Annotated in this window: 19 protein-coding genes and 1 tRNA gene; 11 read left to right on the forward strand and 9 right to left on the reverse strand. The window is 56.1% G+C overall.

Annotated features, from left to right (window positions below; all coding sequences use genetic code 11):
- Window positions 1-231: 231 nt before the first annotated feature.
- From IM299_RS21045 to gss, 6 genes are all read left to right on the forward strand, one after another.
- The gene (locus tag IM299_RS21045; protein ID WP_193358050.1) at window positions 232-1,821 is read left to right on the forward strand and encodes an ABC transporter substrate-binding protein; all 1,590 of its coding nucleotides are present in this window, start codon (window positions 232-234) and stop codon (window positions 1,819-1,821) included.
- Between the two features lie 44 nt (window positions 1,822-1,865).
- Window positions 1,866-2,819: an ABC transporter permease gene (locus IM299_RS21050; RefSeq protein ID WP_028014405.1), complete on the forward strand. Its 954-nt coding sequence runs from the start codon at window positions 1,866-1,868 to the stop codon at window positions 2,817-2,819.
- A 5-nt stretch (window positions 2,820-2,824) separates the two neighbouring features.
- Entirely contained in the window at window positions 2,825-3,670 is an 846-nt protein-coding gene (locus IM299_RS21055) for an ABC transporter permease (RefSeq protein ID WP_023294546.1), read from the forward strand.
- Window positions 3,663-4,637 (forward strand): ABC transporter ATP-binding protein, encoded by a 975-nt coding sequence (locus IM299_RS21060; RefSeq protein ID WP_028014403.1) that lies wholly within the window; start codon window positions 3,663-3,665, stop codon window positions 4,635-4,637. The genes IM299_RS21055 and IM299_RS21060 overlap by 8 nt, the downstream gene beginning before the upstream one ends.
- Window positions 4,634-5,605 carry an ABC transporter ATP-binding protein gene (locus tag IM299_RS21065; protein WP_193358051.1) on the forward strand — a complete coding sequence of 324 codons (972 nt, stop codon included), beginning with the start codon at window positions 4,634-4,636 and terminating at the stop codon, window positions 5,603-5,605. The genes IM299_RS21060 and IM299_RS21065 overlap by 4 nt, the downstream gene beginning before the upstream one ends.
- Window positions 5,606-5,721: 116 nt before the next feature.
- A complete protein-coding gene (gene gss, locus IM299_RS21070) occupies window positions 5,722-7,584 on the forward strand; it encodes a bifunctional glutathionylspermidine amidase/synthase (RefSeq protein ID WP_193358052.1) in 1,863 nt (620 codons plus the stop codon).
- A gap of 54 nt (window positions 7,585-7,638) precedes the next feature.
- Here gss and pgaD read toward each other — a convergent pair whose 3' ends face one another.
- The 4 genes from pgaD to pgaA are packed head-to-tail and all read right to left on the reverse strand — an operon-like array spanning window position 7,639 to window position 13,778.
- The gene (gene pgaD / locus IM299_RS21075; protein ID WP_045260787.1) at window positions 7,639-8,073 is read right to left on the reverse strand and encodes a poly-beta-1,6-N-acetyl-D-glucosamine biosynthesis protein PgaD; all 435 of its coding nucleotides are present in this window, start codon (window positions 8,071-8,073) and stop codon (window positions 7,639-7,641) included.
- Window positions 8,070-9,401, reverse strand: coding sequence for a poly-beta-1,6-N-acetyl-D-glucosamine synthase (gene pgaC, locus IM299_RS21080; protein WP_028014399.1), 1,332 nt, complete (start codon window positions 9,399-9,401; stop codon window positions 8,070-8,072). Before pgaC ends, pgaD begins: the two co-directional genes overlap by 4 nt.
- A complete protein-coding gene (pgaB, locus tag IM299_RS21085; protein WP_193358053.1) occupies window positions 9,394-11,331 on the reverse strand; it encodes a poly-beta-1,6-N-acetyl-D-glucosamine N-deacetylase PgaB in 1,938 nt (645 codons plus the stop codon). The genes pgaC and pgaB overlap by 8 nt, the downstream gene beginning before the upstream one ends.
- A gap of 8 nt (window positions 11,332-11,339) precedes the next feature.
- Window positions 11,340-13,778, reverse strand: coding sequence for a poly-beta-1,6 N-acetyl-D-glucosamine export porin PgaA (pgaA, locus tag IM299_RS21090; RefSeq protein ID WP_193358054.1), 2,439 nt, complete (start codon window positions 13,776-13,778; stop codon window positions 11,340-11,342).
- A gap of 673 nt (window positions 13,779-14,451) precedes the next feature.
- Here pgaA and IM299_RS21095 point away from each other — a divergent pair.
- Complete coding sequence (locus IM299_RS21095; RefSeq protein ID WP_048957271.1) at window positions 14,452-14,979, forward strand: helix-turn-helix domain-containing protein; 528 nt, start codon at window positions 14,452-14,454, stop codon at window positions 14,977-14,979.
- 61 nt (window positions 14,980-15,040) lie between these two features.
- On the opposite strand, the gene IM299_RS21100 is transcribed toward IM299_RS21095, so the two are convergent.
- Complete coding sequence (locus tag IM299_RS21100; protein ID WP_049004522.1) at window positions 15,041-18,073, reverse strand: autotransporter domain-containing protein; 3,033 nt, start codon at window positions 18,071-18,073, stop codon at window positions 15,041-15,043.
- Window positions 18,074-18,187: 114 nt separating this feature from the next.
- Complete coding sequence (locus IM299_RS21105) at window positions 18,188-18,502, reverse strand: lipoprotein (RefSeq protein ID WP_028014394.1); 315 nt, start codon at window positions 18,500-18,502, stop codon at window positions 18,188-18,190.
- A gap of 175 nt (window positions 18,503-18,677) precedes the next feature.
- Between IM299_RS21105 and IM299_RS21110 the strand changes: the two genes are divergently transcribed.
- The 3 genes from IM299_RS21110 to IM299_RS21120 all read left to right on the forward strand — a co-directional run bounded on the left by IM299_RS21110 (window position 18,678) and on the right by IM299_RS21120 (window position 21,822).
- The gene (locus tag IM299_RS21110) at window positions 18,678-19,310 is read left to right on the forward strand and encodes a response regulator transcription factor (protein WP_048957273.1); all 633 of its coding nucleotides are present in this window, start codon (window positions 18,678-18,680) and stop codon (window positions 19,308-19,310) included.
- Window positions 19,307-21,094: a hybrid sensor histidine kinase/response regulator gene (locus IM299_RS21115; RefSeq protein WP_193358055.1), complete on the forward strand. Its 1,788-nt coding sequence runs from the start codon at window positions 19,307-19,309 to the stop codon at window positions 21,092-21,094. The genes IM299_RS21110 and IM299_RS21115 overlap by 4 nt, the downstream gene beginning before the upstream one ends.
- A 401-nt stretch (window positions 21,095-21,495) precedes the next feature.
- Window positions 21,496-21,822, forward strand: a complete 327-nt coding sequence (locus tag IM299_RS21120; RefSeq protein WP_045630641.1) for a hypothetical protein — start codon at window positions 21,496-21,498, stop codon at window positions 21,820-21,822.
- Here the strand turns inward: IM299_RS21120 and IM299_RS21125 are convergent.
- The 3 genes from IM299_RS21125 to IM299_RS21135 all read right to left on the reverse strand — a co-directional run bounded on the left by IM299_RS21125 (window position 21,800) and on the right by IM299_RS21135 (window position 24,023).
- Window positions 21,800-22,618: a DUF4225 domain-containing protein gene (locus IM299_RS21125; RefSeq protein WP_193358056.1), complete on the reverse strand. Its 819-nt coding sequence runs from the start codon at window positions 22,616-22,618 to the stop codon at window positions 21,800-21,802. The genes IM299_RS21120 and IM299_RS21125 overlap by 23 nt on opposite strands.
- A 520-nt stretch (window positions 22,619-23,138) precedes the next feature.
- A tRNA-Phe gene (locus IM299_RS21130) sits at window positions 23,139-23,214 on the reverse strand.
- A gap of 95 nt (window positions 23,215-23,309) precedes the next feature.
- Entirely contained in the window at window positions 23,310-24,023 is a 714-nt protein-coding gene (locus tag IM299_RS21135; protein WP_028014391.1) for a DUF554 domain-containing protein, read from the reverse strand.
- 181 nt (window positions 24,024-24,204) lie between these two features.
- Here IM299_RS21135 and IM299_RS21140 point away from each other — a divergent pair, with 181 nt between their 5' ends.
- Window positions 24,205-26,343: an ornithine decarboxylase gene (locus tag IM299_RS21140; RefSeq protein WP_193358057.1), complete on the forward strand. Its 2,139-nt coding sequence runs from the start codon at window positions 24,205-24,207 to the stop codon at window positions 26,341-26,343.
- Window positions 26,344-26,384: the final 41 nt, after the last annotated feature.

The following is a 26,384-nucleotide window of genomic DNA, read 5'->3' on the forward strand; positions in this document are numbered from 1 at the left end:
TTAGTGATGTGTTGAGGCAGTGTAGCAGGAGATTTGTGAAGCGTTTAACGTTGTGAGCGCAAGCAATTAACCGCTATTCCTTCTGCTGCTTATATATATCAAATCCGGCATAAGCTTAATCGAAAATCGCATTTTCATAATTAATGCGTAAACCGCTAAAGCTGAATATGATGCTTCAACATAAATAAAAGATGCAGTAATAAACACTTTATAAGGCAAGGAGTTAGTGAGATGCGCAAGCTTCTGTTATCGGCAGTGGTCGTTTCGCTCGCGTTAGGCCTGGCGGGCTGTGATGATGCGAAAAATAAAGAGGCAAATTCGGCCGCGGCGGCAAAAAGCGACGCGCCAAAAGAGGGCGGTTCGCTCATTATCGGGATTACCTCCGGCGACCCGTTAGCCGTTAATCCGCTCTACGCCAGCGACCGCACAACGTTAACCATCATGCAGGCGCTTTATGCCCCGCTGTACAGCTTTAATAACGGCAACATTGAGTGGGGCCTGGCGGAAAGCCTGACGCCTTCTGCCGACAACCTGAGCTATACCCTGACGCTAAAACCCAACCTAAAATGGCAGGACGGCCAGCCGCTGACGGCGGACGACGTGGTCTTCACCTTCAATAAGCTGCTGGATGCCAAACAGCACAGCTTCTTCCGCAGCATGTTTACCTACGGCGGCAAGCCTGTTGAAGTGAGCAAGGTTGATGAGCGCACCGTTAAGTTCACCTTACCGCAGGTCAGCGCGGCCTTTACCGGCACCCTGGTGCAGATCTACCCGATCCCGCAGCACGTGTTCGCCGGTGAAGGCGACCTGGAAAAGAGCACCAAAAACGATGCGCCGGTCGGTTCCGGGCCGTTCAAATTTAAAGAGTATCGCGCCGGTCAGTATTACGCCCTTACGCGCTTTGACGATTACTGGAACGGCAAACCGAAGCTCGATTCCGTCACCTACCGTTTCGCCAAAGACAGCAACGCCGCCAACCTGGCGCTGCAAAACGGTGAAATCAACCTCAAGATGGTTGACCCGCAGGATGTGAACCGCCTGAAAAATACCGGGAAATTTGACTTCGTGGTCTATCCGGAAGGCCGTCTGGCCTATATGACGTTCAACCAGAACGTGGCGGTGATGAAGAGCAAAGCGCTGCGTCAGGCCATCGCGTACGCCATCAACAAAGACGAGCTAACCCAGACCGCGTTTACCTCGCTGGACTACGCTAAACCGGCAACCTCGTTCCTGACGCCAGATACGCTTTACAAGACGGATGACGTTGAACAGTACAAATTCGATCTGCAAAAAGCCAAAGACCTGCTGAAGACGTCCGGCGCGCCGGATAATCTCAAGCTACGCCTGGCGTATGTGAACACCAACAAAACCCAGGAGAGCATGGCGCTCTACATTCAGCAGGCGCTGAAGGGCATTGGGGTGAACGTGGAGCTGATGCCGCTGGACTCCAACGCTATGTCTCAGCGCAGCCTCGATATGAACAACACCGCGTGGGAGCTGAACCTGGGCGGCTACATCATGGGCTCAGAGCCGGACGGTTACAAATCGCTGTTCATGAGCAACGAAGCCTATAACTACGCGCACTACAAAAATCCGCAGTTTGATGCCCTGTGGGATAAAGGTGCCGTGGAAACCGACGCCGCGAAACGTGCCGATATCTACAAGCAAATTCAGCAGACCGTGGCGAACGAGATGACCTACTACCCGATCGCCTACACCAATGCGACCGTCGCCGTGGATAAACGCTTCGGCGGCACGAAGGAAGCGGAGCCGAAGCCGGTTTATCTGTTCCAGGATCTGTCAAAAATTTATCAAAAATAGGCTGTTGCCCCGGTCGTAAGATCGGGGCCTTTTAAGGGCACGTCGTGAACACACTCCTCACGCGTCGGCTGCTGCAGCTGCTGCCGATGCTTTTCTTTATTTCGCTGGTGGCGTTTTTGCTGGTCAAGCTCGCGCCCGGCGACCCCGTGGCCGCGTACATCACGCCGCGTATGGCGCCGGAAGATATTGAGCGAATTCGCCAGAGCCTGGGGCTGGATAAGCCGCTGGTCACGCAGTACGTCTTGTGGCTGAAAAGCGTCCTGCAGGGCGATCTCGGCTATTCGTTGATTTACCACCGCCCGGTGCTGGAGATGATCGGCGAACGCATTCCGGCCACGCTGGGGCTGATGGGGGCGTCGCTGCTGATGGCTATCGTGCTGGCGATCCCGCTGGGGCTGCTGGCGGGGGCATTTAAGCACCGCTGGCTGGATCACCTGTTGAACCTGTTTGCCTATATCGGCATCTCGGTACCGATTTTCTGGTTCGGCATTTTGCTCATCACCGTTTTTGCCGTGCAGCTTAACTGGTTCCCCAGCATGGGGATGCGCACCATCGGCATGGAAGATAATGCGCTGGATCTGCTGCGCCACGGCGTGCTGCCGTGTATTGCTCTCACGTTTTATAATCTTTCCAGCTACGTACGCTACATCCGCTCCAACACCATCTCGCAGCTCTCGGCCGACTACGTGCAGACCCAGCTGGCATACGGCGCCACGCGTTCCAGCATTCTGTTCCGCCACGTGCTGAAAAACGTGCTGCTGCCGGTGATCACCCTGTTCGGATTGTCGTTCGGTGAGCTGATTGTGGGGGCCTATGTGACGGAAAGCGTCTTCTCCTGGCCGGGGATGGGGCTGCTCGGGATCCAGTCGATCGCCTCGCTGGACTACCCGCTGATTATGGCGATCATCATGCTCTCGTCGATAATGCTGATCGTCGGTAACCTGATCGCCGACGTGCTTTATCGCTTCGCCGATCCCCGCATTCGTACGCTGAGGTAACCCGGATGAGCAGACGCTGGCAGCAGGTTCGTCACCAGCTGCGCCGTAACCGTCCGGCGCAGTTCTCCCTGTTTGTGCTTTTTATTTTCGTTGTCGCCGCGCTCTGTGCGGGGTTAAGTCCGTACGATCCGGACCGGATGGCGCTCGGCGCACGCACGCTGCCGCCGGATGCCGCACACTGGTTCGGCACCGACGAGTACGGACGCGACTACTTTACCCGCGCGCTGTACGGCGGCCAGATCTCCCTGATGGTCGGTTTTCTCGCCATGCTCTTTTCCACGCTTATCGGCACGGTGGTGGGAACGGTGAGCGGCTATTTTGGCGGCTGGCTGGATAACCTGATGATGCGCGCCGTGGATATCCTGATGGCCATTCCGGCCTTCTTCCTGCTGCTGGTGGTGAATGCTTACCTCAAGCCGGGCGTGGATAACATCATTCTGATTATCAGCCTGCTGACGTGGATGAACATGTCACGTCTGGTGCGTGCTGAAACCCTGTCGGTGAAAGAGCGCGAGTACGTGCTTTATGCCCGCGCGTCGGGGGAGCATCCGCTGCGTATTATCGTGCGCCACATTATTCCCGGCGTGCTGCCGACCATTATCGTGGCGGCCACGCTGAATATCGCCTCGGCCATTCTGATGGAGTCAACGCTCAGCTTCTTAGGGCTGGGCGTGCAGGCACCGGCGGCATCATGGGGAAGCATGCTTAACAACGCCCAGTCTTATATTGGCGAAGCGTCGTGGCTGGCGATGTTCCCCGGCATTCTGATCCTGCTGACGGTGTTCAGCTTTAACGTGCTGGGCGATGTGTTCCGTACCGCCTTTGAGCCGGGAGCAAATCGCGATGAGTAACTTATTAGCGCTTGAGAACCTGCAAACCACGTTCCGCACCCGCGAGGGCGAGGTTCACGCGGTGCGTGGCGTGAGCTTTCAGGTTCAGCCGGGGGAACTCGTCGGTATCGTCGGCGAGTCGGGCTGCGGGAAAAGCGTCACCTGTAAGTCGATTATCCAGCTTCTGGGGAGCAACGGACGGATAACCGGCGGCAGCATTCGCTTCCAGAATGAGGACCTGGCGCAGAAAACGCCCGCGCAGATGCGTGCCATTCGCGGCAACGAGATCGCGATGATTTTTCAGGATCCGATGACCGCCCTGAACCCGGTGCTCACTATCGGCAAGCAGATGTCTGAGATCCTGGTGCGAAATAAAAAACTGTCGAAAAAAGCGGCCAAAGCGGCAGCAATAGCCATGCTGGATCAGGTGGGCATTGCTGAAGCGGAACGCCGATACGACCAGTATCCCCACGAGTTCAGCGGCGGGATGCGCCAGCGGGTGATGATCGCTATTGCGCTCTCCTGCAATCCGAAGCTTCTTATTGCCGATGAGCCGACCACCGCGCTGGACGTGACCATTCAGGCGCAGATCCTGCGCCTGCTGAAAAGTCTGCAACAGCAGACCCGGACCGCGATTTTGCTGATCACCCACGATCTCGGCGTGGTGGCGCAGGTCTGCAGCCGCGTGGTGGTGATGTACGGCGGCCTGGTGATGGAGGAGGGGAGCGTGGAGGACATTTTTTATCGCCCTGCGCATCCTTACACCCAGGGTCTGCTGGCCTCGCTGCCGCGCCCGGATGAGGTGAATCAACGTTTATCGCCCATTGAAGGTTCGCCGCCTGGCCTGCTTAACCCGCCGCCGGGCTGTCCATTTGCGGAACGCTGCCCGAAGCGCATGCCCCAGTGTGAACGGCAACCCGTATTTTACACCGCCGGAGAGGGCCATCGCGCCGCCTGCTGGCTATGGGCCGAGGAGATTCAGGCATGAGTGAACAACAGGCGCCATTAGTGAGCGTGCGCGATCTGCGCAAGCATTATCCGCTCAACGGCGGTTTGCTGCGTAAAGGCGTGGCCGGGAAGGCGGTTGATGGCGTGAGCTTTGATATCCAGCCCGGCGAGACGTTTGGCCTGGTGGGGGAGTCCGGCTGCGGAAAATCCACCCTGGGGCGCGCCATACTGCGCCTTTTCGATATTACCTCTGGCGAGATCCACTTTGCCGGACAGGCAATCGCCCACGCCCGCGAAAGAGAGCTCAAGCCGCTGCGTAAGCGGATGCAGGCAATTTTTCAGGATCCTTACTCCTCGCTCAACCCCGGTATGACGGTGCGACAGCTGGTGGCCGAACCGATGCAGATCCACGGCTACAGCCGCGAAGAACAGCGAGAACGTACGGAAACGCTGCTCTACAAAGTGGGGCTGAAGCACGAACACCTTGAACGGTTCCCGCATGAGTTCAGCGGCGGGCAGCGTCAGCGCATCAGTATTGCCCGCGCGTTGTCCGTGCATCCTGAATTTGTGCTGTGCGATGAGCCGCTCTCGGCGCTGGACGTATCGGTGCAGGCGCAGGTGGTGAATATTTTGCAGGACCTGCAGCAGGAGTTGGGGCTAACCTATCTGTTTATCGCCCACGATCTCTCCATGGTGCGCCATATCTCCAGCCGCATTGGGGTGATGTATCTCGGCAAACTGGTAGAGGTGGCCCCGGCGAATGAACTGTATCAGCGCCCGGCACACCCTTACACCCGCGCGCTGCTGGCGGCGGTTCCCCAGCCCGATCCGCGCATCCGCAATCTCGAAGACGCCACCCTGCGCGGCGACATTCCAGGCCCCACGTCCGCGCTGCCGGGCTGTAAGTTCTGCAGCCGCTGCCCGCACGCCATGCCGGTTTGTCAGACGCAGGAGCCTGCGATGCAGGAGATTGCGCCAGGGCATTTCGCGGCATGCTGGTTGTTTTAAATGTTATTCACGCGTCGCGCAGGTGTATGATAAACGCTCCTCTGTCAGGTTAATTACAACGTGCAGACGACGACAACCCATAAAAAATTGCCGCCTGCCTGTTTTAGGTTGGATACATGCGTAAAGGAAAGTTAAGCAGTGATGCGCCATTCGGGACGTTGTTAGGCTATGCGCCGGGTGGCGTGGCGATTTACTCATCAAATTACGGCAGTCTGGATCCGCGTAACTACCCGGAAGACGCGGACTTTCGCAGCTATATCGGCAACGAATACATGGGCCACAAGTGGCAGTGCGTTGAGTTTGCCCGCCGTTTCCTGTTCCTCAACTATGGCTTCGTGTTTACCGACGTCGGCATGGCGTGGGAGATCTTCTCCCTGCGCTTTTTGCGCCAGGTGGTGAACGATAACATTCTGCCCCTTCAGGCTTTTGCCAACGGCTCGAAGCGCGCACCGCGCGCCGGGGCGCTGCTGATCTGGCAAAAAGGCGGCGAGTTTCACGAGACCGGCCACGTGGCGGTGATCACCCAGCTTCTCGACGATAAGGTGCGTATTGCGGAGCAGAACGTGATTCACTCCCCGCTGCCGCTCGGACAGCAGTGGACGCGCGAACTGCGTCTGAGCGTGGAGAATGGCTGCTATACCCTTCATGACACCTTCAGCGATACCGAAATTCTCGGCTGGATGATCCAGACGGACGACACGGAGCACAGCATTCCCCAGCCTGAACCGGACGGAGAATTGCTGAAAATCAGCGGCGCGCGGCTGAAAAACAAACGTCAGTTCGACGGAAAATGGCTGAACGAAAATGACGCGCTGCAGCAGGCGTATATCCGAGCGAACGGCCATGTGATCAACAAAGATCCCTGCCAGTACTTCACCATTACCGAAAGCGCCGAGCAGGAGCTGATCAAGGCCACCAACGAACTGCACCTGATGTACCTGCACGCGACGGACAAGGTGCTGAAAGACGACAATCTGCTGGCGCTTTTCGACATCCCGAAAATCCTCTGGCCGCGCCTGCGCCTCTCCTGGCAATGGCGTCGCCACCATATGATCACCGGTCGTATGGATTTCTGCATGGATGAGCGCGGCATTAAGGTTTACGAATACAACGCCGACTCCGCGTCCTGCCACACTGAAGGCGGGCTCATTCTCGAAGAGTGGGTGAAAAACGGCTATCGCGGCAGCGGGCATAACCCGGCAGAAGGGCTGCTTGAAGAGCTGACCGGCGCATGGAAGCACAGCCACGCGCGGCCGTTCGTTCACATCATGCAGGACAACGATGTCGAGGAGGACTACCACGCGCTCTTTATCCAGCGCTCGCTGATGCAGGCCGGGTTCGAGACCAAAATCCTGCACGGGCTGGAGGCGCTGAGCTGGGATGGCGCCGGACAGCTGATTGACGACGAAGGTCGTCACGTCAACTGCGTGTGGAAAACCTGGGCGTGGGAGACGGCGATAGAGCAGATCCGCGAGGTCAGCGAAACCGAATACGCCGCCGTGCCGATCCGCACCGGGCATCCTGAGGGCGAGGTACGCCTGATTGATGTTCTGCTGCGACCGGAAGTGCTGGTCTTTGAACCGCTGTGGACCGTTATTCCCGGCAACAAGGCGATTCTTCCGGTACTGTGGCAACTGTTCCCGAACCACCGTTACCTGCTCGACACCGATTTTGAGGTGAACGACCTGCTGAAGCAGACCGGATACGCCGTCAAGCCGATTGCCGGACGCTGCGGCAGCAATATCGATCTCATCAGCGCCCAGGACGAACTGCTGGATAAATCCAGCGGCAAGTTTGTTGACCGCAAAAATATCTACCAGCAGCTGTGGTGCCTGCCAAACGTGGACGGCAAGTACATTCAGGTCTGTACCTTTACCGTGGGCGGAAACTACGGCGGGACCTGCCTGCGCGGTGATGACTCGCTGGTGGTGAAAAAAGAGAGCGATATCGAGCCGCTGATTGTACTGAAGGATAAGTAACGTGCATCTGCGCTAAAAAAGCCCCCGCAGGGTATTCTCTGTGGGGGCTTTTTGTTACTGCGCTTCCTCGTCCTGCTGCGCGCTGGTTTTCAATTCGATGATGCGTCCAATCTGGTCATGATAAACCGTCAGCAGGTTATGCTGGCTCATCTCCGAGATGAGCTGCGGTGAGACGTTAAAGCTGCGGGCAAGTTCGTCATGATGCAACAAGCCCGGCTGACGTCGTCTTACGTTCGCGCGGCGGCGGTTGTACTGATACCACAAAATCAGCAGCCAGCCGTTGAGCGCGGCGAACAGCAAATAGATCAACACCGTATTAAAGGAGGCAATAATCACGCTCCAGCGGTGGTCGCTCTCCTCGGTTAACTGCATCCACAGCCTGGCATACAGGAAGAACAGAAACCCGCCCCACGCCACCACGGTTAACGCGGCATCAAAAAGTCGTGGCAGCAACCGATGTTCAGTCAAAATTAAGGTATTTTCATTCATTGAAGGCTTCCTTTTCCCCTGTCCGGACTGATCCAGCGCGCGCGGGCGCGCTGACGTTTAAGCATGACTTTTGGAAATGCGACGAGGGTGGTGAACAGACCAATCATCCAGTAGACCATCGGGAACCAAATCACCCAGAAAAGCGAGCTGGCCACCTTGCGCTCATAGCGCCGCTCGATGTACAAGCTGACCAGGAACTGCAGCAGGCACATCACGCCCAGCAGCAGCCCGGTAAACGCCGGGGGAAACAGGGTTTCAACGGTCAGCCTGGCGGGAATGGGCGCGACGTGGCTGATGATGTACAGCAGCACCGTTATCGCATACGCGAAGGCCCACAGCGTTGACAGTGCGTACTCCAGAAACAGGGGCCACATGCGGTGATGCTCCCAGCGCACCATCTTGCGCAGGTTCACCAGAAATACCTCCGCGCCGCCCTGTGCCCAGCGCAGACGCTGCTTCCACAGGCCCTTCAGCGTCTCCGGCATCAGGATCCAGCACAGCGCCCGCGGCTCGAAAAAGATATCCCAGTGGCGCAGCTGGAGCTTCCAGCTGATGTCGATGTCTTCGGTGATCATGTCCGGGCTCCAGTACCCGACGTCCGCCAGCGCCTGTCGGCGAAAGGCGGCGATGACGCCGGAGACGGTAAAGACCCGGCCATAGATCCGCTGCGTCCGCTTGATGAGCCCAATGATGGACGAAAACTCGCCAACCTGAATGCGGCCAATCAGCGTGGAGCGCGTGCGAATGCGCGGGTTCCCGGTAACCGCCCCGACGTGGGGATACTGAATCAGCGGCGCGACCAGATAGGCCGCGGTGTCGCGGTCGAGCAGGGCGTCGCCGTCAATGCAGACCAGCAGATCGCCCCGGGCCGCCGCCGCCCCGGCTTTGAGCGCCACCGCTTTTCCCTGGTTCTCCGCGAGGTTAATCACCCGCAGGCGCGGCTGCTCCAGCGCCAGCTGCTGCAGCACCTGCGCGGTGTTATCAGACGAGCCGTCGTTGATGGCGATCACTTCAATATTCTCGTACCGCTGAGCCAGCGCGGCGCTGATGGTCTCTCTGGCGTTTCTTTCCTCATTGAAGCAGGGGATCAGAATTGAGATGAGCGGCTCGCCGGCGAGCGTCGGGGCGGGCGTGTCTTTATCCCACGACCAGCGGCGTTCAAGCTGAAACCAGAAATAGAGGCCGCCGGTGACCCAGAGCACGGACATAAACAGCGGCCAGAAGAAGACAAAATCCAGAATCAGCTCGCCGGTAAAGAGGGCGGCTACCCCTAACGGCAGCCCGAATACCAGACACAAAATTGAAAAGGCGATTATGCGATCAGTCATTGTCAGGGTACCAGTAGGAAGAAAAGACGGGCCTGATGCGCGAGATATCAGGCTGGTTATTGATGAAATCGTCAGGGTAGTAGCCGTAGTTTTTGATGCCGTTCAGCTGGAGGACGCGCATCCACGCCGCAAGCTGACTGTCGGAGACGGCGCGCTGCGGCTTCTGCTCCCAGTCTCTGGCCTGCAGCTCGAAAATGGTTTTATCCAGCGCGCCGGGCCGCGCGGCGACGGCCTTGATCAAACGCGTCAGCCAGGCATTGCTCTCGTTCGCCGGAACGGACTCCATCAGCGGCATTGCCATGGGCACCGTCCAGTCATAGGCCGCCAGAAAATCATCGAGATTCTGCGCAAACCACGCTTCGCTTTCGGGCTGCAGAATGGGAAGGACGAACATATTGCGCGCGGTTTTTATCTGCGGGCCGCGGATGTGCTTCACCGCCTGGCTCAGAGCGCGGGTAAATCCGATAAGCCTCCGGCTTTTCTGGCGCGTCGTGTCCTGCCCGGCAGCGTCAACGTCCGTCAGTACCGCATCGTCATGGAACAGGATCCCGTTGAAGCTGGCATGGCGGGCCAGATCTTCATAGATTTCCGTCACCTGCAGGCGAACCTGCGGGTCCCACGGTGAAAGCCTGATGTAGGGCTCATTGGCCTCGCGCAGCTGGCCGGTTCGATCGTCCCGGCGCTGCACGCGCGGCAGGGCAGGATCGAGATCGAACGAGAGCACCGGCATCCACGCGTAGACCTTCACCCCCGCGCGGGTTTGCAGCTGCCAGGATACGAAGTTAAAGAGATCGGCCCGGACCGGAAGCCGGCGGTTGGGGAAATAGAGCGCCCTGATCCTGCCGTCGCCCTGCGGGTCGGCAAACGCCTGCAGGAAGACGTGGCTGATTTTCATGTCGTAGACCCGCTGGATCAGCCTGTTGATGTTTTGGGTCTGCTGAGCCGGATCGGGATCGTAAACGTAGTCGAGATCGACGTGCATCACGCGCACGGGATCGTGCTCCTGAACCCGGCTGACCGAACTCGCAAACGCTTTGAGCGAGGGGTTGCCGGCGATCAGCAAACGGGGAATGCTACCGAGATTGCGCACGTCACCCAGCCCGTCCTCCAGGGTAAAGGCCAGCCGATAGCCCTGCTGCCTGGCGATGGCGAGCGACGTACCGCTGGCGGCACCGTAAGGCCAGACCCAGGCGCGCGGCGCTTTGCCCGCCACCTGCGCGATTTTCTCCGTCACCTTGCGGACGTCATCGCCGATCCGCTGGCTGAACTGCTGGTCAGTTTCATAGCGCCCCGTCGCTTTATCATAAAAGCGGTTGGCGATGGCCGGTTCGCGGCTGCCCTGCGGGTTGGCGACGATGCCGTAATGCGAGGCCCAGGTATGCGATCCGATCTCAACCAGCGGAGACCGACTGAGCTCGCGCACCATGTCCCACGTCGCGAAGCGATCCCGGGGCGTCATCAGGCCGCCAAAGTTCACCTTCTGGTTTGCTGGCGTATCCACCCAACTGCCCACCGGCGCCCAGAGCGCAGGCACGTTCCAGGCCTTAAGCAGCGGCCAGACGCGGGTGTAGAAGCTGCTGTAGCCGTCGTCAAAGCTAAGCAGAACGGCTTTCGGCGGCAGCGATTTTTTGCCGTCATGCGCGTCCAGAATGTCCTGCACGCTGATGGCGTGATAGCCGTTGTGCAGAAGCCAGCTAATCTGCTCGTTTAGCGCGCTGGTGCGCACGGAGAGGTAGCGCTGATCGGCGGCATCGTCTTCGACGTCGTGGTAGGCCAGCACCAGAAACTGGTTCTGCGGCCAGGGTTTGCTCGCCTCCGGCTGCGGCCGCTCGCTGGGCGCAACGAACGAGATCGCCTGCGCCCAGACGCTCGCGCTGAGGCAGAGCCAGCCGATGAGGATCAGGCTCACGGAAAAACGTGTGTTCAGCATATTCATCCTTAAAAGCGTAAAGTCGCATCAAGCGTGACGGAGAGGTTGCTCTCGCGTTTGCCGTCGTAAGGGCGTTTATCCCAGTTCAGCATCACGCCGGTATCAATGACGTTATTCCACTGGACGCGTTGCCCGTAGCCCAGCAGGGCGATGGCGCCAACGGACTGGTTTTTCTGCCAGTAGCTGCCGCCTCCCGCCACCAACTGCTGGCTCCAGAGGGTGTCGTAATGGCGGTACATCTCATGGTCCACGGACAGGGCGGCCGTCACGGACAGATCCCGCGCCGGGTTGTAATAGAGCGTGTCCCGCAGGCTGTTTTTACTGGCGGCGATCCCCGGTTCAAGATCCAGCGTCAGGGTCGGGGTCTGCCAGAGACGCTCCTTACCCGTAAGGGTGTATTCCTGTCGGCGATTATGGTCTGAGAAGCGGCTGACGGCGGCGCTGAACTGGTACTCACGGCGCTCGTTTTGATACCAGCGGATCCCGCCTTCACCCCGGTTGGCGCTAATCCCGTTGCGTAATGCCCGTAGCGGCGCGGTGCGGGATAAGCGTTCAAGGCTGCCGCTGACCTGCCAGTTATCATTGAAAAAGTACGTAGTTGAGAGGCGAGCACCCGGCTTGTTTTCACCGTGATAGCGGTTGCTGGATACCTCGGCTTCGAGCTGAAGGTCGCGAGGACGCCACTCGATGCCGCCCAGGAGGTGACGGCTGGTGCCTTTGCCTTCATCGAAATTACCCTGCGCATAGCGGGTACCCGCAAACAGCCGCCAGCTATCCGCTACCGGTGGACCATAGAGCGTGGCATCCCCGTTCAGGTCGTGCGTCCCGCTGATGGGGTTATCGGAGTGCAAGCCCTTGCTTGCGTTAAGGCGCAGCTCGGACATGTGATGCACCGTTCTGAGCCTGTCCAGACGCCTGGCGCTGCGAGCAACGGGCGCACGGGCAAGCACGTCGTCGGCCAGTAAATCCATCTGGCGCCACTCCTGCAGATCCATGGCGACGTAAGCCTGCTGCTGTTCCAGCTCCAGATTAGATGGCTCCAGCGCCTCCGCCCTTTTCAACGCTTGCTCGGCCGCGCGCGGCTGGCCCCGCGCCTGAAGCAGGGTGGCATAGTCAATCTGCAGCCCCTGATTGCCCGGCGCCGTTGTGGCCAGACGGTGCGCCAGCTTATCCGCATCCGGCAGGGCGTTGGTTGAGAGCAAATAGTTAAATTTGAGCGACTGCCCGGTAAGCCACCGATCGTTGGGCTGCGGAGTGGGCGAGCCGAAATCGTAGCGGGTCCACGGAACGCTGCGGGTCTGGCGCTCTACGTACTGGCGAGCGGCTTGATACTGCCCCGTGTCCAGCCAGGCGTAGAAAAGCGCATGCTCCTCGTCCTGCGGATCGGCGGCGTATTGCGGATAGCGTTGCAGCAGCGAGAAGGCGGCAGTGGCGTTTTTCTCCTGCAGATACGCGGAGATCGCCCAGCCGATGGCCCAGCCCGGCACCGGATGCTGCGCCTCCGTCAGCGCCTGATATTCACGGATGACCTGCGGGTAATCGCCATGCGCGTACAGCGCACCCAGCCTGTCGATACGGGCGAGGATGATGTCTTCCGCTGCCTGCGGTTCGTGTTGCCAGCGTGAGAGCAGGGCGTCGTAACGATTCAGTGCCGTTTGCGCCAGCTGCAGGCGCTCCTTTTCCGTTCTGCCAGGCACGTCGGCAAGGCGAACCCATTCTGCGGCGGCATTAAGCTCCAGACGGCGGCGCTGCGCGGGGGTCAGCGTTACCCTTTGTGACAGCATCAGCGCGGGAGTACTCACCCGGTTATCCGTTAGCGCGTCAATCAACTCGCTAAGGAGCGCGTTATTCTCCGGCGCAAGGGTCAGCGCGCGCGTGTCCGCTAAAAGCCGATCCCAGCTTTTTCCCTGGCGTAACCAGACGTACGAAAGCGTCTGAAGATGCGCCGGAGAGGGATCCTCCGTCACCAGCTGGCGGGCTTCCTGCAGAGCGAGCGTATCCATGCGGGCATCGGCCAGGGTTTTGATATAGCCGATACGATAATCGTCATTATGTGGCGCAAGGTTACGCGCCTCTTTCCACAGTGATAAGGCAGGCTGCCACGCTTTTTGATCTCTTCTGGCCTGCGCGACAGCCGCAACGCCGCGAGCGGGCAGCGGCATATAAATGCCATAGCGCTGCCAGAGCTGAATCACCTCGTCATTACGACCTGCCCACGCAGCCACCTGTAACCAGTCCGCCACTTGCTCGGGCGTCAGAGCATGCTGTTGCTGATACCGCTGAAGATAATTGAGAAACGGCGTGTAATTACCGTTACGTGCCTGTTGAATCTGTTGCTCATAAACGGATTCCGTTGCCTGAACGAGAACAGGAAACAGAAATAGCAGAAACAATAATCCTGGGGCGCGATAAAAGAATAACGTATTGAAGCGAAGCGATCTTTCCATATCTATTTGCCATTTGTTTATCATGAATCCATTGCATAACACGGCCGCCTTTTAACTCTGCGTTAAAGGCCATAAATGAGAACATTAAATCTGAATGCAGTTACGTTATGGGGTACTTACTTTAAGGTAATTATGGAACCTCCTCTTTGGGAACTGGGTGGAAGGTAATGTACACCTGATATGTTGCCGGATAAATATGGTGAAAAGCAGAGGGGTAGTTTTGGGATAATTCTGGAATGAGATGTCTTTTGTGATTATTTTGAATTGAATATGTATTTGTAACTATTTGATATTAATGTGTTTTATTTATGTCTTTTTGAGTTTGTTTATATTCCTGGCGAGGTTTTATTGTAGCAATTAAAGTACTTTCTGGTGCATGTTTGGGAAGTTTCATGACAAAAAGTCTTAATGTTCAGCGAAGTGACTTTTCTGCGATTGTTTTTTATTTATAATTAACGCCAGCCATTGAATGAAAGTCTACAGGAAGTCTTACTCATCAATGTCTGTATTGAGGGATGTTCAACGCCAGAATACATATTGTCGTTAATATTACAGCGCTATAAAACGAAGGCGGCCTTCTTTCTGAAGGTGCGCTCTTGCTTTAATCTAAAAGGGATGGTTAGTGGCAACTTCAATAGTGTTAGTGACCCAGGATCGCTATCTTGTCAGGGGGATGAGGCTATTTTTCCCGGATATTATCCTGCTCGACTCGATTGACAGAAACATATTTGATAACGGTGCAGATGAATATTCTGTGTTGATTGATAGCCGTTCTCCGCTCCGTTTATATGATTACCTGATACGCCATCCGGCCAGAACAAAAAAAACGATCTGCTGCGTTATGCTGGATATGCGACATCGCGAGGAGAATCTACTCAGTATGAAGTTGTTTATGAACACGTCGCTTACGGCGCCGGATATGGCATCGTTATTTAACCTGATGCTCAATATGAAGGGCAGGCGTCTGACCACCAAATGGCTGCTTAACTTACGGCTTGGCACGCACGAAGCGATCATGCTGCGGTTGTTGAGGGCAGGGATGTCGATGGAAGCGATTGCCGATGAGCTGAACACGTCGGTGAAGAGCCTCTATCGCAAGCGGACAGCGCTGTCGGAACGCCTGGGGGCGGAGAACTTCAACGAGGCGTGTTTGTTTATCTTTAAAAACAAACTGCTGGACGCGGTTGGGAACGATCCCTGAATTCCTGAGAGCCTAAAAGCAAAAACCCGCCACAAGGGCGGGTTCTTTTACTGGAAATAATTCAGAACGACCAGCGCAGATTAGCGTTAACCGAGTTGACGCGGGTATCCGCACCATATTGCCCCTGATAACCCACATCCAGCGTCGCAGCACGCGACAGCTGTACGCTCACGCCGATATCACCCACCATCACGTCCTCATCCACGGCCTGCCCCTGAGTAATGAACGCGTCGCTGCCCGCAAACGCCATGCGCGAAGAGGTATTCTTATCGCCATAGGCGTGCTGCCAGCCCAACGAACCGTAGAGGTTCACGTTCTTCGGCAGCTCGGTCACACCGCGCACCCCGAGGGTGGAGTAGAAGGTGTTCATCGTTTCGTTACTTACGCTCAGCGCGGCGGCACCGCCGTCTTCCCTGAAGCTGTCGGTATGCAGTCGAATGTACGATAAATTGACGAACGGCTCGATATTCATATCAGGCTGGCCGAAGCGGTAGCCCGCTTCGGTGAATGCCAGCAGCGAGTTGGCGTCGTAATCCGACTTCAGCCGATCCGAGAAGCCGCTGAAATCAACGCTGCGCTCGCCTTCGATCTTGTGCCAGGTGTAACCCAGCGCGCCGCGAAGGGAGAACGCATCCTGTTGACCCGCCGCATACAGGCCAAGGTGGTAGTTATCGGTATCCGTTGAGGAACGACGGCTGTCGACGTCGTAATCACCGCGGCTGTAGCCGAAGTAGCCACCGACACGCACGTTATGATCCGCCAGCTTGCGATCTGCCCCCAGCAGGAAGCCGGTGGTGTTGCCGTCCAGCTTGCCCACGTTACCGTCGCCGTCGTTTCGGCTCCAGGAGCTGAAGGTCTGGCCCCAGACGCCATTGTTTTGCGGCTCCGGCTGCTGCACCAGCGACATCGCTAACGGTGGTATCGGCAGGCTGTCGTTATCAAACGCGCGCTGCATACGCTGGTTTAAGACGTTAAACACCTGCGTGCTGCCGGCGATCAGGTTGGACTGCATTGACGGATAAACTTCACCGGACAGCTGGTTGAACGCCTCGCGCGCTTCCGGCGCGCTGAGTACCAGCAGCGAGTTATACAGCGCCAGCGACGGGCCGCTTTGCGTCAGGGTGGAGAGCGCGCCGGCGGTATTCCACTGGTTGCTGCTTTTGGCGACGGTCTGGAAAATCCCCGGCTTGCCGCTGCCCGGATTCTCACTGCCAGGGTTTTCTCCGCCCGGGTTCTCACCGCCTGGGTTTCCTCCTCCTGGATTTTCACCTCCCGGGTTTCCTCCTCCTGGATTTTCACCTCCCGGGTTTTCGCCTCCCGGATTCTCGCCGCCGGTCTCTTTCTGCGCGATGGTCAGATCGACGGCGTTGGTGCTCTGGTTGAGCGCCACGTCCAGGAAGGCGGATTTGGACACCGCCCCCGCGAACTGACCGTCAATTCCCCCGTCGGAGGTTAAAATGCGATAGCTTTGGCCCGTTTTGTAGCTGGTTTGCGGATCCAGCGCGGTGACCTGTACCTGAGCCCGATCGCTGATGGTCGTTTTGCCTGCGACCAGCAGCTGGTCGCTGCGGCCATCACCGGCGATATCGACGTCATAGAAAGAGTCACCCACAAAATTCAGATAACGTTTCAGCGTCAGCGTGCCGATATCGCCATCCCCTGGCGAGATATGCCCGCCGGAAAGGATCTCGGTCTGGCCCAGCGTGCCGTTCCCTCCCAGCGTTCCGCCGGCCTTGATTGAGGCGGCGCTGCTGTAGCCCAGCCCGTCGCTAACGTCGGATCCCGCCGTCGCGTTGAGGATCAGCGTCCCGCCGTTCTCGGCGCTAAGAGTCTGAATATCAAAAATATCGTCTTCTGGCTGGGTGTTGATGTTGCTGGCGATAATGACTTTGCCACCGCGCGCGGTCACGTTCGCCTGAAGGGCTGAAAGATCGCCATTCAGCGTTGTCTGCCCGGAAGTATTGATCACTTCACCTTCGCCACTCATCTTGTTGCTAAAGACGTAATTTTCGTCGGTATGGTTGAAGTAGACATAGCTGCCGAACAGCCCGCCGCGCAGGCTGATTGCCGTATTCGCATCAAGAGTACCCGCGCCGCCCGCTGTGCCAAGCGTTGGCTCAGTTAAACCCGTTCCGGTGTCCATATTGCCGCGGCTGCCGACAATGAGCGCACCCCGGTTCGAGCCGGAACCCGAGGTCCCCACAATCAGCGTATTGCTGCCAGCGGAAAATGAACCGCCGTCAATCACCGACAGCACGCCATTGCCATAATCGCCCACGCTCACGCTGCTGCCGCTGGTAAAGCGCGAGTCTTTGCCCGCAATAACCAGCTCGGCGGTTTTACCTGCCCCGGAGACGCCCGCCACCTGCACGCCGCCAACGTTAACCGCACCGCCGTTCAGCACGTCCAGGTCGCCATATAGCGTCAACGTACGGCCAACGTTCCACTGTGAGCCGCTCCCCGTGACGGTGGCTTTCGGGCTTAGCGTGTCGGTTTCACCCGGCCCGGTACCGTTGCCGATGCGCGCATCGTAGGCGGTGCTGAGCGCCGCGCCGTCTTCAATCGCCAGTGTGGAGCGTGCCCCCAGATCGGTACCTACGCTGAGAAAATTACTGGTCACGCGAGAGCCGGCGCCAGTGGCGATAAGGTGGCTGTCGTAGCCGCGGGTGGTGCCGACAACAATTTCTTTTGCGCTGGCCAGCGCGCCTTCTTCGACTCGCAGGGTGCCGAGGCCAAGATTCAGGTCGCCGCGCAGGACGTACTGATCGTTCACTGCGTTAAGCTCAGCGTTTGGCCCACGGACCGTGACCACGCTTTCATAAATTTGGCCGTCGAACAGCCGACCGATGTTGATGTTATAGGCGGTGATTTTGCCATTATCGATCAGCAGGTTTCCGGGTTGATTACGTCCAACGTAAACATCTCCGGTGTAACCCAGCGTTTCGGTTATACGCGCCTCGCCATCAAAAATGGCATCGGCTGCGCGCGCGAAATCGGCAGGTGAAAGCAGTAACAGTGGCGCGGAAAATAGAGCGAGGTAAAGTCTGGAAAGCGGCGTCTTAACCGCTAAAGCATGCGATGTAGAGTTATTCACGGGCTATCTCCGTACTCATTAGCGTGATGTCTGGAAAATCGTTTTTATGAAAACTCAGATACGTCAGAAAATATAAAAGGCGTTATTTATGTACGCCTTTTCATTTGCCGTTAATTATTTATGCGTGACAACAGGGGTACAGGTTGGTGCGCTGAGCGTCGGGGCGGATCCTAAAATCCCCGGCATCATCATTGATGAGCAATCGAAAATACGCCCTTTTTCCGTCGTAGCGCGATAAGACAGTTTTTGCCCTCCCAGTGCGTCCGGCTGGGCGCCATTAACATTGGTCACGGTTATTTCATCCGATGAGCCCAGCCCCAGCATTTTAGCGGTCTCCGCCTGCAGGAGTGGAATAGCCTGATCGGTTTTTAGCGTGGAACAACCGGCGAGCATCAACGTAACGCTTAAAAAGATGAGTGGTTTTTTCATAAATTATCCTTGATATCCAATCAGTTAATTTCACTGATTGTATTTATGTTTTCAATTACCCAAATCAGCGAATAATATATTTCCCTTTCCTAATCGAAAAAACCCTCCTAAAGTAGGGTGGGTAGATAATAATTCATCTGTACACTCAGATATGCGAAGGTAAAAGGAGGATCCTTTGGGGCAGAATTATGCGTTGGTCGTTGATGACCATCCATTGGTAGCAAGCGGCATCGCTAATTTTCTGATTTCACATTGCCATTTTAAGCAGGCGAGCGTGGTGACGAATGAGGAAGATTGCTACCGTCAAATTAGGGATAATGGCCCGCCGCGTTTGCTGGTCATCGATTTTTGGCTTTCGTCCGGAACGGCACTGAAATTACTCAAAGAAGTAAAACAACATTACCCACAGGTACGGTTCCTGGTGGTCAGCGGGGACGACAATAATGACATCTGGCAGAAAGTTCACGCCGCCGGGGGACACGGATTTGTATTGAAAAGCGAACCGCCTGAAATGTTCTCACGGGCCGTTTGTGCACTCCTTGATAATCTGACCTGGTTTCCTGAGAGAAACGATTTTCCCGTTGAATCGAATAATGAGAAGTTAAGTAAATTTAACTTAACGCCGCGACAAATAGACGTTTTGAATATGATTATGCGCGGCCTGCCAAATAAACGAATCGCCGCGCAGCTTTCAATTTCTGAGCCCACGGTCAAAGAACACATCAGCAATATATTGAAAAAGATAGGCGTTAACAGCCGGGTCGAAGCCATCACGCTTCTGCATGGCAAGCGGGAATCATCAGAATGAGGTTTTTCCAGAGCTTACAGAAAGATGGTATCTCATCTCCCGCGCAGATCCGTTTGCTAAACAACACTTTTTTGCGGCTGGTGTTCAGCTTTAGCGCGGTGCCATTTGTCGGTATTCCTTTTGCCATCTGGATCTATTTGCTGGGCGATGAACTTGGCCCAACCATTATCTGGATAATTATTTACCTGCTATGTGCCGTGGCAATCCGCATATTGCACCGACGCTACCAGCGCGAAGTGAAAGAGCATGATGAAGAGGACGTCCTGCGCCGCTGGCTTCCGTGCATAAATAAGATCGCTTTTATTCACGGGCTGGGGATTTCATCTCTCTATTTAATTACTCCGCAGACGCAGAACTTTGACTTTTTCCTGCTCCTTAATATCAGTATTGCCGCCATCGTCGCCGCCAATGCGACGCATCTGACGCCAGTCATCAGCACTTTTACGTGCTTTTTCTTCGCCTCCTGGGGAGTATTGAATATCGGCATCATCTGGCGGCTGGACGAGCTGATATTCATTGTGCTGATGCTGAACCTGCTGTACGGCTTCGCCATTTACCGCCATGCATTAACGTCGCACGCGTACTTTATTCAGCAAGCGCTGCTTGAGGAAAAAAGCTCACGCCTGGCAGAACAGTTTCGTCAGGCCAAAGAGGAAGCGGAGCAGGCGCTGCTGGATAAAAATCAGTTCCTGACGACAGCCAGCCACGACCTGCGTCAGCCGGTACACGCCATGGGCTTTCTGATCGAAGCGATTATCCACCGAAATCGGGACGACAGCCTGACGCCCCAGCTGCTTGACCTTCAGCAGAGCGTTCGCTCGGTGCATTTGATGTTCAATTCTCTGCTTGACCTCAGCAAGATTGAATCCGGGAAAGTGCTCACAGCCCCTACCAAAGTGGATATCGGCGCTCTGCTCGACTCGGTGATCACGCTGTTTCGCGAAGAGGCTAATAGCCGTGCACTTAGGCTGTCCACCCGTCGACCCAAACGCCGCATCCACGTGATGGGCGACCCGCTGCTGGTGCGACAATCGCTGATTAACCTGATTCAAAACGCCCTTCGCTACACGCAGCAGGGCGGCGTGCTGGTTGCCATCCGACCGCGCGGTGACGAGTGCCTGGTGGAGGTGTGGGACACGGGTGTCGGTATCGCTGATGACGAGAAAGGTAAAATCTTCTCCCCTTACTACCGCCCCGAACTGGCCTGGAAGATCGACAGCGCCGGACACGGGCTGGGCCTCGCCGTGGTTGCCCGCTGTGCCAGGCTGATGAAGGTGAAGTACGGGATGCAATCCATAGAAGGTAAAGGCTCACGCTTCTGGATGCGCTTCACTCAATATGCTGGCGAAGAGATCGCGACGGACACCCCGCCCGCCGATAACAACGTCTCTGCGCCGGTACGCTATGCGCCGCTGCGCGGTTCTTGCCTGGTCGTCGATGACGACCCGCTGGTGACGTCAGCCTGGGAGAGCCTGATGAGCGTATGGGGAATCAACGTGCGCTGCGCGGCCTCCGCTGAAGAAGCGTTCGCCATCATCGACGACGGCTTCACCCCGTTCGCCGTGCTGTGCGACCAGCGCCTGCGATCCGGCGAAAGCGGCTTCGACATCCTGAAAGCGCTTTTTGAACGTCTGCCGGACATGAGCGGCGCGATGGTCAGCGGCGAATTTAATTCGCCTGTTCTGCTGGAGGCGGAGCAGGAAGGGTATCTGGTGCTGCGTAAGCCTCTGGAGCCGGCTAAACTGCATGCGCTACTGACGCAGTGGTCCGGGTGTCGTGGATAGGGGAATAGATAATAGCAGCATTGCGCTTCACTGTAGGGCCAGATAGTTCGCGGTGTCCTGCTGTGATGCCAATGTGTCGGTATGGTTGAGCCGCTGAGGGAGGATTTCGCGGGCCTGATTAATGATTTCATCGTGCATGATTCAGCCTCCTGTGGTGATCTGCATGTTGCTTCTACAGGGCAGGGCGGGAGATGTTGGAAACGGCCCCGAAGGAGTCATTAGAGTTGCTACCAGCGAAGTTCCGCAGTGGGCAATAATGTCAGTTTTCGAGAGTATACTCTAAGATATCTTCAACTCGTTGATATATATTAATTTGATGAATATCGTCAGGTAGCGATTTATCCGCCAAATTAAGTTAAACTTCGTCACAGGTTTCAATGAGTTATGGGACGGATAACAGAATGACCAGCGAAGAGGCACTTTTAAAATCAGGTTTTAGCAAACGAGATATTCAAAAGCTAAAAAACAATATTGAAAATTACGGTGGTTCGTTTGATAGCGTAACTCATGATCTGGCCAATCGTTTTAAGGCTATGAAGTGGATAACTATTATTGCCTTCATCATACTGGCTTTAACTCTTTTACTTGCATCCAAGGATACAAGCCTGACACTTGCACTCACGTTATTGATTGTACTACCTTTCATCTGGTATATAACGCCAGCAAAACTTGGCTATAAATCCTGGCGTTATCGTAAAATGCTGACTAATTCTGGGACGGGTCGCTGACGGACAACAGATCAAAAATAATCTTAGCTTTCAGGCCATAACCCGCTATTTTCATTGTAAGCTGCGGGCGGCTCAGTGTGCTCACCTTTCGGTAATAGTCAGCAGGGAGATAACGAAACAGTCGCCAGGTACCAGGTCGCTGTAACAAGCCAAAAATGGTGTACGCATTAGCGGCCAGTGAAATTGATTTGTAGACACCTAACCCATTCTCACGACTAAAGCCCATAAACTCAGCTGTAGACATCGCGGCATTCGCGACCAGCCCTTCACTGGTAGTGTTGTTAGTTGCGTAGCGAGCCACTTCTTTACTGATGCTGTTTGCCCCGTCAGTAACCAGAATCGCACCAGCAAGAACTCCGAGAGGGGTCATAGTGCCTATGAGGGTAAATCCTGCGGCTATTTCAGCACCGGCCAGGACAACACTAACAGCCGAGATCACATACCCAACAATTTTGTTATTCTCTCGGATAAACTCGACTTTAGCGTAAAGCTTCGCTGCCTTCGTTCTTAATAAACGCGCTTGTTCCAGCAGGTTACTGTTTTCTTCTCTGAGAATTTTAACGCATTCCATGCATTCTTCATCTGATTTAGCCCGACGAGCTAACGTAAACTGATGTTCTATGAGGTCCCGAATTTCCTGAACAAACTTCATTCGAGTCAAACTATCGCTGAGATGAAAAGCCGACAGAGTGTTGGCTGTATTTACCAGTTTCCTGGCTTCCATATTCACCATCGTTTCCGCCCAGGCTTTATTTCTTCCACCTGAACGCATCATGTTAAGTAATGCTGCATCCATTGTAGTTCCTCTCAATTGCTTTACCGGCCTCTGCTTAGACTGATAAACGCCCCCCTGACAGCCATGCGTGCCAACGCACACACAATATAGTAGCAATGTGGTTACGGTGTCTGAAGTAGAAGTCGCTTTTTACAGCTTCGTTCCTCGGCCTACTTTACTGCGGTTAGCCTGGGACTGTTCCAGCAGTGTACGGAACGCCGACAGGTCACTTTTCAGGATGTCCCGGATGGATTTACCACCAATCATTCTAATAAAACAGTTAGCCGATGGGGTGTAATCACGGATACGTGATGCCGCTCTGTCGGGCTCTGTCCAGTTGATATGTGCATTTGTAATGCTCAAATAGATCGGTGAAGGTCAGGTTTTTCTGCTTCTGTGTGGCGGTAAAGGCGGTAAACACGCCAGTTGTACCACCGGGAAGCGGGGCCGGAGGAGAGATAAGGGTGTAACTATCTGTTCAAACAACGAGTTGCTGACTCAGAAAGCAAAAACCCCCGCCGAAGCGAGGGTTATAAATAAGTGGTGCCCGGACTCGGAATCGAACCAAGGACACGGGGATTTTCAATCCCCTGCTCTACCGACTGAGCTATCCGGGCAACGGGGCGCATTAAACCCGATCTGCCCGTTGCCGTCAACGAAAAATGTTGTTTTCGTTACAGACTGCGCAATCTCTCGCCATTTCGCCGCAATCTTAAGCGAAAAAGTGCGTCCAGAGCGCAGAGAGCGGCATGGCGAGCAGTAATGCGGGCAGCATGTTCACCACGGCAAACATCTTGATTCCACAGATGCGCAGCCCGGTAGCCAGTAGCAGCAGGCCGCCGACGGCGGTAAAGTCTGCCATCATCGCCGGCGTGGTGAGCGGGAGAATTAACGTGGCGCAGGTAGCCAGTGCCAGCTGGATAAGCAGCATCGGCACGCAAATCGCCGCAACGGCAACGCCGAGCGTGGTGGCGAAAATGGTGGCGGTGAAGAAATCGAGAAACGCTTTTGCAATCAATATGCTTGGGTCGCCCGTCATCCCTTCCTGCATCGAGCCGAAAATCCCGGTGCCGCTTGCGCAAAACAGAATAATGATGGCGACGTAGTTCTGAATAAACGACTCGTGCGTGCCGTGTTTCGCCTTGCCCGGTCGGGCAATCAGGTTTTTGGCTTTGCCCACCGCGCTATTGATGCCTTTTTCCAGATAGCAAAATTCGCCAATCAGTGCGCCGAGCAGTGTAGCCAGCACCATGACGGGCAGGTTGGCGCATTTGATCACTAAAAGGATGCCGATGCCTAAAGATGCCAGGCCGAATATAGAGGGCATGGATGAACGGATACGCTCCGGCAGCCGCTGACTCAACACTGCGCCCAGTACGCCGCCCAGCAATACGGCTCCGGCGTTAATAAATGGCCCGATAACCACAGTTAACTCCTGTTATTTACTCATTGATATTGCATTATTATGGCACGTCAGGGCTGCGCGAGCCTTAGCTTTGGGTGGTTTCGTGCATACTGATTCCTTCTTGCACGTGAAAATAAAAAGTGACATGATTGCGCGAATTTTCTCCTCCCTGTCTCACCGCTCGGTGAGGGTATTTGCGCTTATGAAAACCATGAAAATTGCCGTCAGCCATGAGCTGGTATCCAAAGTTTCTACGCACCGTGAAAAGGTGACGCTGGATAACACCGATTTCACCGATGTGGCGGCAGTCGTCATTACCGTTGTTGAAAGCTACAGCGGCATTCTCGCGTTGCTGAAGCGTACGGGCTTTCAGCTACCGGTGTTTATGTTCTCGCAAGAGCCTGGAGAGATGCCTGATGGCGTCACGGCGATTATCTCGGGTAAAGCTCAGGAGTTTCTGGAACTTGAGAGCGCCGCCTGCCGTTACGAAGAGGAATTGCTGCCGCCTTTTTTCGATACCCTGAGCCAGTATGTAGAGATGGGCAACAGCACCTTCGCCTGTCCAGGCCACCAGCACGGGGCTTTTTTCAAAAAACACCCGGCAGGGCGACAGTTCTATGATTTCTTCGGTGAGAACGTGTTTCGCGCCGACATGTGCAACGCCGACGTTAAGCTGGGCGATCTGCTGATCCACGAAGGCTCCGCCAAGCACGCGCAAAAGTTCGCGGCGAAAGTATTCAACGCGGACAAAACCTACTTTGTGCTGAACGGCACGTCGGCGGCCAACAAGGTGGTGACCAACGCGCTGCTGACCCGCGGCGACCTGGTGCTGTTCGACCGCAACAACCATAAATCTAATCACCACGGCGCACTGATCCAGGCGGGCGCCACGCCGGTGTATCTTGAGGCGGCGCGCAATCCGTTTGGCTTTATCGGCGGGATCGACGAGCACTGCTTTGATGACGCGTATCTGCGGGATCTGATCCGCGAAGCGGCGCCGGAAAAGGCCGAGGAGGCTCGCCCGTTCCGCCTGGCGATCATTCAGCTGGGCACCTACGACGGGACGATCTACAACGCCCGCCAGGTGATCGACAAGATCGGCCATCTGTGTGACTACATCCTTTTTGACTCCGCGTGGGTGGGCTACGAGCAGTTTATTCCGATGATGGCGGAAACGTCTCCGCTCTTGCTGGAGCTTAACGAGAACGATCCGGGTATTTTCGTGACCCAGTCGGTGCACAAGCAGCAGGCCGGGTTCTCGCAAACGTCGCAGATCCATAAAAAGGATAACCACATCCGCGGTCAGGCGCGCTTCTGTCCGCACAAGCGGCTGAACAACGCGTTTATGCTGCACGCCTCCACCAGCCCGTTTTATCCGCTATTTGCGGCGCTGGACGTGAACGCCAAAATTCACGAGGGCGAGAGCGGGCGCAGGCTGTGGGCGGAGTGCGTTGAGCTGGGCATTGAGGCGCGCAAGGCCATCATCGCCAACTGCCATATGATCAAACCGTTTATCCCGCCGGTAGTGGCGGGGCGGCCATGGCAGGATCACCCCACGCAGGTCATCGCGATCGAGCGTCGCTTCTTTAGCTTCGAGCCGGGGGCCAAATGGCACGGGTTTGAGGGCTATGCGAGCGAGCAGTATTTCGTCGACCCGTGCAAGCTGCTGCTGACCACGCCGGGCATTGATGCAGAAACAGGTCACTATACCGATTTCGGCATTCCGGCGACCATTCTCGCCCACTACCTGCGCGAAAACGGCATCGTGCCGGAGAAGTGCGACCTCAACTCGATCCTGTTCCTGCTGACGCCTGCCGAAAGCAGCGAGAAGCTGGCGCAGCTGGTGGCGATGCTGGGGCAGTTTGAGCAGCATATTGAAGACGACACGCCGCTCGCTGACGTGCTGCCGACCATCTACCAAAAATACCCGGTGCGTTACCGCGACTACACGATCCGTCAACTGTGCCAGGAGATGCACGATCTCTACGTCAGCTTTAACGTGAAGGATCTACAGAAGGCGATGTTCCGCCAGGAGAGCCTGCCCGCCGTAGTGATGAACCCGCAGGATGCCAACCAGGAGTACATTCGCGGGAACGTGGAGCTGGTGCGTATTCGTGACGCTGAAGGGCGCATTGCCGCCGAAGGCGCGCTGCCGTACCCGCCAGGCGTGCTTTGCGTGGTGCCGGGAGAAGTCTGGGGCGGGGCGGTACAGCGTTACTTCCTGGCGCTGGAAGAGGGCATTAATATGCTGCCGGGCTTCTCGCCGGAGTTGCAGGGCGTTTACAGCGAGAAGGATGCGGACGGGATTAAGCGGCTGTATGGGTACGTATTGAATGTCTGAACGTAGGCCCGGTGGCGCAAGCTTACCGGGCCTATAATACT

Source organism: Enterobacter cloacae complex sp. P47BA, from assembly GCF_014930485.1.
Classification (GTDB): Bacteria; Pseudomonadota; Gammaproteobacteria; order Enterobacterales; family Enterobacteriaceae; genus Enterobacter; species Enterobacter bugandensis.